Origin of the sequence: Granulicella aggregans (genome assembly GCF_014203275.1) — a bacterium.
In the GTDB taxonomy this organism is placed as follows: domain Bacteria; phylum Acidobacteriota; class Terriglobia; order Terriglobales; family Acidobacteriaceae; genus Edaphobacter.
The window spans coordinates 894397-907700 of the sequence record NZ_JACHIP010000002.1; the positions used below are offsets into that span (position 1 = coordinate 894397).

The 13304-nt window shown below is 58.6% G+C and carries 5 protein-coding genes; 3 read left to right on the forward strand and 2 right to left on the reverse strand.

The window, feature by feature from the left end; translation table 11 throughout:
* Positions 1 to 23 precede the first annotated feature (23 nt).
* Positions 24 to 1673: a hypothetical protein gene (locus HDF16_RS09095; protein ID WP_184215698.1), complete on the forward strand. Its 1650-nt coding sequence runs from the start codon at positions 24 to 26 to the stop codon at positions 1671 to 1673.
* A gap of 87 nt (positions 1674 to 1760) precedes the next feature.
* On the opposite strand, the gene HDF16_RS09100 is transcribed toward HDF16_RS09095, so the two are convergent.
* The gene (locus tag HDF16_RS09100) at positions 1761 to 3104 is read right to left on the reverse strand and encodes a DUF1501 domain-containing protein (protein ID WP_184215700.1); all 1344 of its coding nucleotides are present in this window, start codon (positions 3102 to 3104) and stop codon (positions 1761 to 1763) included.
* A gap of 58 nt (positions 3105 to 3162) precedes the next feature.
* Entirely contained in the window at positions 3163 to 7149 is a 3987-nt protein-coding gene (locus HDF16_RS09105) for a DUF1800 domain-containing protein (RefSeq protein ID WP_184215702.1), read from the reverse strand.
* Between the two features lie 785 nt (positions 7150 to 7934).
* On the opposite strand from HDF16_RS09105, the gene HDF16_RS09110 reads away from it, so the two are divergent.
* A complete protein-coding gene (locus tag HDF16_RS09110; protein WP_184215704.1) occupies positions 7935 to 12659 on the forward strand; it encodes a protease pro-enzyme activation domain-containing protein in 4725 nt (1574 codons plus the stop codon).
* A 447-nt stretch (positions 12660 to 13106) separates the two neighbouring features.
* Positions 13107 to 13304 carry a hypothetical protein gene (locus HDF16_RS09115; RefSeq protein ID WP_184215706.1) on the forward strand — a complete coding sequence of 66 codons (198 nt, stop codon included), beginning with the start codon at positions 13107 to 13109 and terminating at the stop codon, positions 13302 to 13304.

Below are 13304 nucleotides of genomic sequence, written 5' to 3' on the forward strand. Positions count from 1 at the left end.
CTCTAAACTCGCAGGAGATCCCGATGGAAGATGTAGAACGCCCCCGCGCCAATCCCCTGCTGCTCTACTTCGCCTGCCTGCTCGCTGGGACGCTCGCGGTCATCTTTTTTTATCCGCTGACGCTCGAGGACGCTTACATAACCTTTCACTACTCCCATGCCTTCGCCGTGGGTGAAGGCATCGGTGCGTGGAATGTGGGCCAGCCTCCGGTCGAGGGATTCAGCAGCAGCCTCTGGATGTTTCTCATCGGCTTCGGGGAGAAGGCTGGACTCACGCCCTTCTTTGTCTCAAAGCTCGCCGGCTATCTGAGCTACGCGTTAACTTCTCTGCTCTTCCTGATCGCCTCCATCCGTGAGCGCGACAAGAGCGCGCTTGCTGAGAACGCGGAGCAGTCGCTCTTCCTGGCTGCGATCATCTCGGCTCTCTATCTTCCCCTGCTCTACTACTCGATGACCGGCATGGAAGTGACCTTCGTGTGCGTGCAGGTAGCCGCAACGCTGTTGACGCCATTTCTATGGCGCAGCAACAGCAGTCGCGCGATCTGGTCGTCGCTGCTGGCGCTATCCCTCGTCTTCACGCGGCCGGAGGGGATCGTGATTGCGGTGCTGGTAAATGGCTACTGGCTGTACGCTTTTCGCCGCAAGAGCCAGTGGCCGGCGTTCGCCATTGGAAGCGCGATTGCCATGCTTGCGGCGATGACCGCCTACCGCGTTCATCACTTCGGCGAACTCGTACCAAACACTTATTTTGCGAAGGCCACCGGAGGCACGCTCTCGCATCGCCTTATGTTGGGAGTCCGCTACGTGCGGCACTTCTTTATGGCGGTGGCTCCGTTCACGATCGTGTTCTTGCTTGGCGCGTTTGCGGCGGTGCGGCGTAAGTTCACCCTGAGCCTGCACGTATTCCTGCTCGGATTCTTCGCGTTGTATGCGTTCTACATCTTGAAGGTTGGCGGAGATCCTGAGACAGCATTTCCATTCTCACGACAGTTTGCCCACATTGCCCCAATCTGGATCCTTTACCTCACAGTGAGCTTGGTGTTGCTCGTGCCTGACCGGCGCAAGGCACTGATCTTCGCGGTCGGTCTCATCCTGCTGACCGACGCGGAGATGCTCGCGCTGCGGCACAAGCTACTCATCCCGCGGCAGGAGAAGGTGCTTGCGCGGTATGGCCCTTTCAAGCTCGAGCCACCTAACCCCTTCTACGCGTGGCTGAGACAGTTTGCTGCTCCCGACGCCCTTTCTTCAGTCAGCTTGGCCGGAGAGTGGCCCTTTTACGTTCCCGGAAACTACATTGATAACCTCGGCCTCAACGATGCGTACATCGCGAAGCATGGACATCTGCAACTAACCAGCGGCATCGTGGACTCGAAGTCCGATATGGGCTATGTTATGTCAGAGCATCCGCAGTTCATCGATGGATACATCAGCGGCCAGAGGATCGTGGACGGACAGTGCCCGCTCGAGAACAACGACCGTGCGCAGATGATCGACGAGATGAAGGATGACCCCACCTTCCAGAAGCAGTATGTCTTTGTGACGAATGCTCCGTACATAGATCTCGACCGCGCTTTGTTCATACGAAAGGACGTAGCCGAGAAATATCCGGACAAGCTGAGCGTGGTGCCGGTGACGTCGACCTCGCTCTATCGCAACGACTGTCCCTACCGCTGAACACTTAGAGGCGCAAAAGCTGAAGGCCGCGAGGATCGCGAAACTCTCGCGATCCTTGCGGCCTTTGCCTTGGTACGAGGGAGGGCCCTAGATGAATCCCAGATTGCGAGTCTGGAAGTTTTCGAGCGTGGGAAGCACGCTGTTGAGGTTTCCATCGGCGACACCGAACCAGCTGGCGAGAGTCGCCGCATACTGGGCAACCGAGGTGGTAGGAATCCACCGGCCATTGACTCCAGCGTCGTCCGGACCACCGAGAGCAAGCGTGGGATAGGTCCCGTAGAGCTTGCCACCCTTGACCGCTCCGCCAACGATGATGTGGTGACCGCCCCAGGCGTGATCGCTGCCGGTAGCAGAGTTCGGCTGCAAGGCTCGGCCAAAGTCGGAGGTGGTGAAGGTCGTCACCTGCTCGCTGACGCCGAGTTCCACCGTGGCCTGGTAGAACGCGCTGATGGCCGCGTTCATGTCCTGCAGGAGACTTGGGTGCAGCGAGACCTGGTCGGCATGAAGATCGTATCCGGTCTGGGTCGCGAAGAAGATCTGTCGGCCAGTTCCCAACGCCGAACGCACCTGGATGATCTGCGCAATCTGCTTGAGTTGTGCCGCCAGGGAGGTCACGGGGCCCGTTGGGAATACGGTGGAGATGGGCTGCGCTGAAGAGACAGCATCCTGCAATACCTTGGAGTAGTTGTAGGCATTCTGCGTCAGCGTATCGTCCGCCTGGACCAGCGTCAGACCACTATTGAAGGTAAGCAGATCCTGTGCCGCCTGCAGCCGGATGTCGCATCCGGACTTCTCTGTGCACAACACGTTGCCGGTGTTGCCGGGAATGACAGACGCATACGAAGTGCTGACACCGTTGCAGAAGACATGCGATCCGGTCACCGAAGTGACCACCGGATACTTTGCCGCTGAGTTTCCGCCCTGAAGCAGGTCCGCGATGCGGCCACCCCAGCCGGTGCTCGAGGTTACATTCTGCGCAGAGTTCTGCCAGAGCGTCTCCTGGTCGATGTGCGAGAAGAGATTGTGCGGAGTTACCGCGGTTCCGCTGATGTACTGCTGGCGCGTGGTGGGTGCGACTAGTGTTCCAACGTTCGCAAGCACAGCGGCATGGCCACTGTTAAACAGTGATTGAATTCCGGGAAGGTTTCCGTTCATCCCATAGCTCAGACCGTTCATCGGAAGCAGACTGCCCTGCGCGAGGCTCAAAGGTCCACGCAGCTTCGCGTAGTTCTGATAGCCGGCGCTATCGGTCGGCACCAGGAGATTATTGCCGTCGTTCCCTCCGTCGAGCTGGATGCAGACCAGCGCCTTGTAGTCCGACGAGGTAGATTGTGCGAACGCATTGAGTGCGCCGAATGGCCCGATTCCCGCCGCTGAGCCGGCTGCGGCAAGAGAGATGTAGCGTAAGAAGCTTCTGCGCTGGATATGCATAATTCAGATCCTCCCAATAAACTGCGGACAAAAAGCTGACAGGTGGCGCAATGTGTTTCTAGTGGATGACTCTGTACTGCGGCGAGCTGATGATCAGGTAGACAGCGGTCCGAACCCGTTGTGCGGGATCGCTGGTTCCGGAGATCGCGTTCATGATAGTCGTGCGCATCTGGCTCGACATATTTCCGTGCAGGAAGAGATTGCTCAGTTCCTGCATGAGAACGTCGTTGCTTGCCGCAGCCATCTTGCCCAGCCGGCCCGTCGCTGTTAGGTCGATCGTGAGCCTGCCGAGCTGGTTGTTCACCACGTTGCTCGACAGCGTCAGCTTCTGCATGATGGTGGCCGTGTCCTCCAGCGCGAACTGGGGAGCATTCAACCCGGTATTCATCAGCGGCCATTCCGCAGGATAGAAGTTGAAGACGGTTGGAGAGTTGAAGACCCTCTGTCCCTGGCTGTTGGCGAAGGTATCAATCGCGGTGTAGGCGGTGTAGTCGTTGTACCCAGCCTTCGGAACTGCATTCAGAGCGCGAAGGATGTTTGCTGTCCAGATAATTGGTTCGCGAAGGTAGCCGTCGGTCGCCGACTCCGCGGTGTCACCCGCGCGGGCCTCGGGATCGAGCAGCAGAGCTTTGATCACCGCTGCCATATTCCCGCGGACTCCCTTACCGTCGTTCGCGAAGACTGCGGCGATACGTCCCACATATTCCGGTGATGGGTTGCTCTTCACCAGGTGCTGGATCAACTGCTTGGTGACAAACGGTCCCACATTCGGATGATTGAAGACATCCTGGATGGCCGCGTCAAGATCTTGCTCCGCGGTCTGCCCTGCCGGAAGCGTGCTATTCAGCAAGGTCTTAGCCGAGGTGACGTGCGCCGATTCGACAGCCACCATCGGGTTGTAGAGACTTCCGCTCCAGTTGGGGAATACCGTCTTCCCAGTTCCCATGTCATAGGTCCATCCCGTAAAGACGCGGGCGAACGCTTCGACCTGGGCCTCACTGTAGGTCGGGATCGGATTTCCGCTGCTATCCATCTGCAGTGTCCCGTCCTGGTTCAACAGGTACAGGCCGGTGTTGAAGAGCTGCATGTTCTCGCGAGCGAAGTTCTCGTTCGCAATGGCACCAGCTGCCGGCTTTCCGCTGTTGACCATATTCAGGTACTGTCCCATTGCAGGCGATAGCGTCATATCGTGCAGGATGGTCGACCAGTTTGCGAAGGCGTCACGGGTCATGACGTTCGAATAGCCGCCGACCATGGCTGCGTTCGCTTCTTCATAGCTCACGACGAGCATCTCCATGAGCGTCATCGAAACCCGCTGCCGCAGTTGATCTGGCCCGGCCACCGCGTCAGCCCACCAGTATTCATCGATGCAGATGTACGGGTTGCTCAAGCAAGCTGCGGGGAATTGGCTCTGCACCGGCAGGAGGCTTGCTGGCATCGCCAGTTGTTCATCGATAAAGTTGCTCAAGCCAACCGCCTGAACGTGAGCGACAAGGTCTTCAGTGGGGCCGAAGGTGCTCTGATCGAGTAGACGGCCCGCAGCGACTACCGACACACCGACCACGGTAACGGCTTCCGATCCGGAGCTTGTCGCTTGCGCCTGACTGGTTGCGGTGATGGTTACAGGAAGATTGGATCCTCCCGTAGCCGGCGGCGTGTAAAGGCCCGTCGAAGAGATCGTGCCGGGATTTGCGCCATTCGCAGTCGCTACCGACCAGGTCACCGCCGTGTTGGTGGTATCGGTCACAGTTGCGGCGTATTGGGTCGTCTCTCCAGCTGCGACCTGACTTGCGCCGACTATGGTTACGCCGACCGCGCCGGGCAGCTGAACCGTGAAAATGGATGACTGTGTCATACCGGGAGCGGGTGTGATCGCGATGACCGGACCGGTTCCACCTGCTGTCTGAGACGTTGTCACCGTCGCGCTGATCTGCGTCGGGCTCACGTATTTCGTGACCAGATTGACTCCCTCGAACTGCAGAAACGTCGTGGGGATGAAGTTGCTGCCATTCACAACAAGGGCGATGTTCCTGCCGCTGGTTGCCGCTGTTGCTGAGGTGATGACTGGGATCGCGTTGAGCAGCCCGACAGCCAGCGAAGCCTTCTTTGTCGTATCTGCCTTGCTGGTCGCGACGACGGTCACGCCGGGGTGTATGGGTACCGTGGGTGGTGGCGTATACAGCCCGGTAGAGGAGATCGTCCCATAGTTGTCTGCTGCGGAACCTGCGGCGAGCGACCAGGTTACATCCGTATTCGACGTGCCGGTAACCGTTGCAGTGTATTGAATCGGATTGCCGAGATAGGCCGTCGTATTGCCGTTCACCGTGATTCCGACAGCGCCCGGAATCGTCACATTGAAGTTCGCCGACTGCGTCCGCCCTGGAGCGGGGTTGATGACGCCAAGGACCGCGACCGAGCCGGCAGGCGGGTTGTTCGTGATGGTGAACTGAAGGTGGCTGGAGCTCACATAGGTCGTCGCCGCGCCATAGCCTCCATAGAGAACTGCCGAGCCCGACATAAAGTTAGTTCCTAATACGTCGACCAGAAAAGTGTTTTTGCTGCCAGGCGTCAGGTTTGCAGAGGTGATCGCTGGAACCGGATTGCTGATCGTGACGGTCAGAGAATTGCTCTTGCTGGTGTCTGCCTGACTGGTGGCAGAGATCGAAATCAGACCATGAACAGGTACTGCAGGCGGCGGAGTGTAGAGTCCTGCGGCAGAGATGTTCCCGTAGTTCTCGCTGGCCGAAGCCCCTGTGATCTTCCAGTTGACGGCGGTGTTTGAAGTTCCGGTTACAGCGGCGCTGAACTGCGCTGGCGTACCAATGGCAACCGTAGCCGATCCTGTTACGGATACGGCAACCGCACCTGGAATCGTAACGGTATATGGTGCGGACTGAGTCTTCCCGATTCCCGGGCTGACGACGATCAGAGAGATGGAACTGCCTGCAGCGGGTGGCGAGGTCAGCGTGAACTTCACTTCGTTGGCGCTGACGACCGTCGTGGGAACTCCGTAACCGAGGTACTGAACATACGAAGTCGAGATGTAGTTGGAGCCTTGAACGTCTACCAGGAAGGTGCCCTTCGCAGCTGCCGTCAACGATGCCAAGGAGATCGTTGGCACTGCGGAAGAAAGAGTTGTGGTCATTGTCGCGGTCTTGGTGGTATCGACCACGCTGGTGGCGATCACCGCAATAATGTTGTGTGACGGCACGACGGCTGGCGGGGTGTAAACGCCCGAAGCGCTGATGGTGCCATAGTTTTCGCTGGAGCTGGCTCCCGCAACTGCCCAGGTCACGGCCTGATTGTCCGTGCCGGTTACGGCCGACTTGAACTGCGCAGGCGAGCTGACGGTAGACTGCGCGGGACCAGTAACCGTGACGCCTACCGTCGCTGGAACGGAGAAGCTGTAGTTGGCGGATACAGTCTTGCCCGGAGCTGGTGTCGCAACCGAGATGGACACAAGGGTGCCCGCAGCCGGCGGACTCGACAGCGTGAACTTCAGATTGGTTGAGCTTACAAAAGTAGTCGTAACTCCGTAACCTCCGTAAAGGATGACAGACGACGGCAGGAAGTTACTGCCCGAAACGTTCACCAGGAAGGTGCTGTGATATGCGGGGGTCGCGGTTACCGTGGAGACAACGGGAACCGGATTCATGATGGTGACGGTGGTTGCCGTGCTCTTGGTGGGGTCGGCCGTGCTGGTTGCAACGATCGATATGACGTTATGAACCGGCACCACGGCTGGCGGGACATACACACCGGAAGCGGAGATTGTGCCGTAGTTTTCGCTTGTGGACGCGCCGCGGATCGACCAACTGACGCTGGTGTTCGAGGTTCCGGTCAGCGAGGCCGCATATTGCACGGGTGTTCCGGCGGTCGCGATGGAAGACCCGATTACAGCGACGGCGATCGCAGAGGAGGCGCTGCTGGTTGTCGCTGCCGCAGGCGATGCTCCGCTTGCCTGCAAAACCCCACTGCCACAGCCCAGTAATACAACGAGCCCAAAGAAAAAAGAAAACCCAAAACGATTCAGGTAAGCAAGCATTCGTATCTCCCGAAAAAAAGACGAGATCTGAAAAATGAACAAGGTTTGAAACTTAGTCGTACAGGGCTGATCACGTGCATCCAGCTCTTCCGGAGCTCTCTATCTGGCAGCCCGTACTCAAAGTTCTACAGATTGACGGCAAGCGCCGACATCCTACCTTGCGGTGTACCTCTGCAACTTCCGAGGAATTGTTGGCCTGATACGGGATCGAGCAGGCTTTATGCGCTGCTAGAACCGGTTTTAGACACGACTCCGCGAGTTCCGGACGAACTGCGTCCAGTGGATTCCCGGCGGCGATTGCTCTTGGTGATTGTCTGTTCCTGAAGGCTATCGACTGCACCGGCATTCGACAACGGGAAATAATTTCCCCATTTTGGCAACTCTTCCCTGACTCCGTGAGCTTTCAAGTCTCGAGCTCAAAGCAGAGATCTGGGCAGAGAAAAGTTGAAGAATTTAGCTCGTGATCGATCCGTAAGCGAAGTCCGTCTGAAACTCCCGCACGGTCACGGTCCCCCCTGACTGACATCCGTTGCACACCAAAGCAGATTTCCGACGGCTGGTTGACGTTGCGAGATGAGGCGAGGATCAAGTGCCGGCACGCCTGAGTCCCGACATTCGTCGATGCAATGCTGCGAACACTAGGTTGAGTCAGGCAAGCGAATTAGGATGCTTCGCCTCGCATGGCGGTGATAGTCTGCTCTCACCATTCGGCCTCCGTGCGGAGATTGACCTATATAAATAGGCGTCTCTCCATATCTCTCCCCTTACACCCTTCAGGATGACCCATGCTGCCCAAGAATCTAGTCTCCGTCGCCGCTACTTCGTCGAAAGTTTCCTTATTGAAACTCGCCGCATCCGCACTTCTGTGCTTCGCGCTGGCCATTGCGGCTCCCACCCGGGCCCAGACAGCGGATGCAGTGCGTCCCGTTACGGGTGTTGCAAGCCGTCTCACCTCCCCGATCGTTGAAGCTTCGCGTGTCACCCTCCAGGGTGCGGTACACCCGCTTGCGAACAAGGCGAATGATCGCGGACTAATACCGGACGGCACGAAGCTGGAGCGGATGCAGATCGTCCTCAAGCGCAGCGACGAGCAGGAGAGCTCCCTGAAGCGCCTGGTGAATGATCTCCATTCCCCCGGGTCCGCGAGTTATCACAAGTGGCTGACGCCGGAGCAATTTGGCAAACAGTTCGGACCTTCGGACGATGACTTGGCCAAGCTGGAGACCTGGCTTCAGGCGAAGGGCTTCACGGTGACCAAGCTTGCTCCCGGACGGCAGGTTCTGGAAGTCGCTGGCACGGCCAACCAGCTGAAGAGCACCTTCAACACGGAGATGCACCAATACTCGATACAGGGAGTGACGCGCTATGCCAATGCGAACTCCCCGGAGATTCCAGCCGCGTTGGCTCCGGTCTTTGGCGGATTCGTCTCTCTGAACAATTTCCCCCTGAAGCAGCACGCAAAGCTCCTGGGCAAGGCTCAGTTCAATTCCGTCACGCATGAGTCAAAGGCGGAGTGGACACGGGGCAGTTCGACCAACTTCCGGCTACCCCTGGCACCAGGCGACTTCGCGGTGCAATATGACTTGAATCCGCTTTATGCCGCCGGGGTCAAGGGCGATGGTCAAACGATCGCCATCGTGAACGAATCGAACATCAACGTCGCCCTGGTGAACAACTACCGGTCGCTCTTTGGGCTCCCCGCCAATACACCACAGGTCATCATCGACGGCAGTGACCCTGGTGTCGACGGCATCAACAGCCCGTATGGGCCGAATAGCGCGTCCATCGAGGCCTATCTGGATGTCGAGGTCGCGGGCTCTGTCGCCCCCAACGCGCAGATCGATCTGGTGATCGCGAACGATACCGCGGTCGATAACGGTTTGACCCTGGCGATGGAGCATGCCGTTTATTCGAACGTAGCCCCCGTCATCAGTCTGAGCTTTGGCGGCTGCGAAGCTAACCAGGGCAGCTTCAACACTTTTATCAGCGGACTTTGGGAGCAGGCAGCGGCGCAGGGACAGACAGTTATGGTGTCGACCGGCGACCAGGGATCAGCGGGCTGCGACGGCAACACGGAGTTCGCCGTCTTCGGACAGGCGGTGAATGGGCTCGCTTCAACTCCTTATAACGTGGCGGTGGGGGGCACAGACTTTTACTACAGCGGTGGTGAAAGTTCCTTGAGCACCTACTGGAATACCACCGTGAGCAACACGACACCCACGGTCTCCCTGAAGTCCGTTGTCCCAGAGCAACCCTGGAATGACAGCCAGTATGGGCAGAACCTCATCAGCGTCTACGACAATGACGGCGTGACCACCATCGCAGCGGGAAGCGGAGGTCCAAGCACCGCTGGACTCGCAACGGGAAGCGGAAGCAACGTAACCTACGGCCCGTATCCCAAACCCTCCTGGCAGAGCGGCGTCGGCGTTCCGGCAGACGGAGCGCGTGACCTCCCCGACGTCTCGCTGTTCGCCGCCGATGGAATAAACCTTACTTACTACCCGATCTGCTCCGATGACGGCGATTGCCAGCCCGTGTCGAGCGGTCAAACCGTGCAGATCACCGGTGTCGGTGGAACCTCGGGTGCCACGCCCGCATTCGCGGGCATGATGGCACTCGTCAATCAAAAGTACGGACCGCAAGGTCAGGCCAACTACATCCTCTATCCACTGGCCGCGCAGTATCCCACCACATTCCACGATGTGACGGGAGGAACGAACACCGTGCCCTGCGCCACTACGACTGTGTTTGACGCCTATAACAATAACCTTCCAATCGCTCCGGTCGACTGCAAGTCAGTCAGCGGAGGCATCACGCTTAGCAGTAGTAACGCCGATCCCGAATTTGGAATTACAACGGAAGGCGAAATCAGCGTAGACGGAACGAACGCATCCTACAACGCTGGCACTGGCTACGACTACGCAACCGGTCTCGGAACCCTCGACGCGAACAACCTGGTTACCAATTGGGGCAAGATCACTCTGGCTTCCACAACAACGACGTTGACTCCTTCGATGACAAGCTTCGTGCATGGCACAGCCATCAATGTCTCGGGCACTGTAACCGGTAGCTCGACTCCGACCGGAGATGTAGCGCTGGTAACAACTTCACCCGTTCCTAATACGCAGGCGGCCTTCCCGCTGAGTAGTGGTGCCTTTACGGGCAGCGCCAGCAATCTGCCTGGAGGCAGCTACGACATCTCCGGCTACTACGCGGGCAATAGCACCAATGGCCCCAGTTCTTCGACTCCAGTCCCCCTGACCGTAACACCTGAAAGCAGTGCGACTGTGCTGACTGTCCTTACCGCTCAAGGCGCAGTTGCATCAGGAGGCACCGTGCAATACGGAGAGCCGACGATCCTCCACGCGGCGCCGGGCTCCACGGACAGCACCAAGACTACGACCGCCCCGACGGGAAGCGTTGCCTTCCTCGACGGAAGCGCCACGGTCAACACGGCGGTGGTTACGGCCAATGGCTACGCTGAATATAATGGGGCCTTCGGGATCGGCGCACACACGGTTAAGGCGCAGTACTCCGGTGACGCTAGCTACGGTGCATCCAACTCGGCGTCTACAAACTTCACGGTGATACAGAACACGCCTGTCATCTATATCTCCGAGTCCAATGCGGACGCTAGCGGCAACCCAGTCAACGGCCAAGTGACGTATATCCAAATGGAAGTGGAGAACTCTCTTAGCTTCAGCGGTCTGGCACTCCCTCCCACTGGAACCCTTTCCATCCTGTCGGGAGCACCCTCCGGCACAACGCCCACCTCGGCGACTCTGGTATCGGGAGTAGATCCGTTCACACACTCTCCACAGGGGACCGCTTACTTCGCTGTTCCCTCCTCCGCGTTGAATACGTACAACATCACCTTCAGTTACTCAGGAGACACCAACTATAAGGCGGTCACACAAACCACTTCCGTCATCTTCGACATAGGCGCGGGCAGTGTAGCAACAACCACCACCGCAAATGTATCGGCCGCCGCAACCTCACCCACGAGCCAGATCCTGGTGTCTACTACCGTCACCAGCTCCAACAGCGCCGCGCCTACTGGTTACGTGGTACTGTTTGCGTCGGGAAAACAACTCACCTATACGCTGCTTGCCACGGGTTCCGGGAACAGTTCTTCCGCTACACTCGGCGTCAACAGCGCACTTCTTCCCCAAGGCGTCAATCAGGTGTCGGTACAGTACATTCCGCTCACCACCAGCAACTTCCAATCTTCGGCGGCCGTAGTACAGATCACCAACCCGCTAAGCGACTTTACAATGGTGCCGCTATCGACCATCTTGAGTGTGCCGGCAACCGGAACAGGTGCTGGATTTCAGACTGACGTCATCAACCTTTCCTCTGTCAACGGCTTCGCCGATGCGGTCTCACTTAGCTGCACGGGCGCGTCGGGGGTGCTCTGCTCGTTGAGTCCCACCTCGGCAACCCTGTCAAGCGCCGGAAGCGCCACCACAACCCTCCTCGTCGACACGGGCTCCATAACCGTTCCTGGAAGCTATGAAGTGGTTGTGACCGGAAAGAATACCGCGGGTACCATCATCCACACCCTCGGTCTAACGGCCGTAACCACGCAGACTGCGTCGATACCAAGATTCACACTCACGGCCACCGGGGTCACCATCGCCGCACCCGGAGGTTCCGCAAACTCCACGGTCACGGTCACCCCGGCAAATGGCTTCACCGGCACGGTAGCCCTGACCTGCACCATCTCCGGTGTTACCGGCGCCCCTACCACAAGCGTCAATCCAACCTGTGCCGCGACCTCTGTCAACGTAACCGGAACCAGCACTGTCACCACAACCATCACGATCAACACTGACGCCTCGACCACATCCGGGAGCTACACCGCAGTCGTCAACGGAGCCTCTGGAAGCCTGGAGGCCATAGCCCCGTTCTCACTTGTCGTAGGCACACCGGCGGCACCCAGCTTCACGCTGGCGGGAACAGCGGTCACGATCGCCTCGCAAGGAGCGACTGGAACCTCAAACATCACCGTAACCCCGGCAAATGCCTTCACCGGCACAGTCGCTCTCACCTGCTCCGTAACCTCGTCTCCTAGCGGAGCCTTGACTGCTGATAACCCAACCTGCTCGGCTGCCTCGGCCAGCGTTACCGCAGCGAGCGCTGCGACTGCAACCCTCACAATCAACACCACCGCTCAGACCGCGAAGCTCGATCTGCCGTCGTTCAAGCTGAACGGTAAGGGCGTCTTCACTGCCGGGGGCGGAGTAGCCCTGGGGGCGATCCTGCTCTTCGGCGTACCGTTCGGACGGCGGCGCAAACAGCAGATCAAGTCGCTGCGAGCGCTGCGTATGCTGTCATTGGCCGTTCTGTTCGCCTTGGCGGCAGGCGCGGCGATCGGATGCGGAAGCGGCGGCAGTTCGAGCACTCCTCCTCCGAGCGGCGGAACGACCACCGGCACCTACACCCTCACCGTAACCGGTACCAGCGGATCGACCACGGCGAACACGATGATCACAGTCACCGTGAACTAACCGCAACAGCAAGTCAACAAGCGCCCCGGGCGTATGCGATCGAAGCCTCATCGCATGCACCCGGGGCGATTTATTTTGCGGCGCGAAAGATCACGTTCGACTGAGCTTCATCGCGCGCCTGCTGATTGCCTTACTTCCCAACACACAGGCAACGGTAACGAGACCCGGCCAGGTAGGATCTTCGCCTAACCAGAACCCTTCGATGCCAATATCGTGCGGAATCGCTCTTTGGTTGCAATTGCCGAGATACAGCCGGGAGCCTGCCCCCGCTCCTCGCGGGCGCCGGGTGTAGCATTCATAGGTTTGCGGCGTCGCGACTTCAAAGAGTGCCGTTCTCTCCAAGGTTCGATACATTCGTCGAGCTAAGCCAAGCAGGCGCTCCGCAATCTCCGCCTTTCGCGAGCCAGATGTCTCCCTATCCAGTCCCTTCCACTCTTCGACGCTGCAGTGGGTCGACAGCATTACAGAGCGGTACTGACTCACCTCGACAGATGCGATGCCTATCTCGCAGGGCAGTTCACCTCCGACGACCCGGAGAACACTGGTTCAAGGACGATGTTGGAGAGCTATGCGCTGGATCCGCGCGGCAGTGGCGATCACCGCCAGGCCGCCGCCGATGATCGCTACTTCGCACTCCGTAGGTGA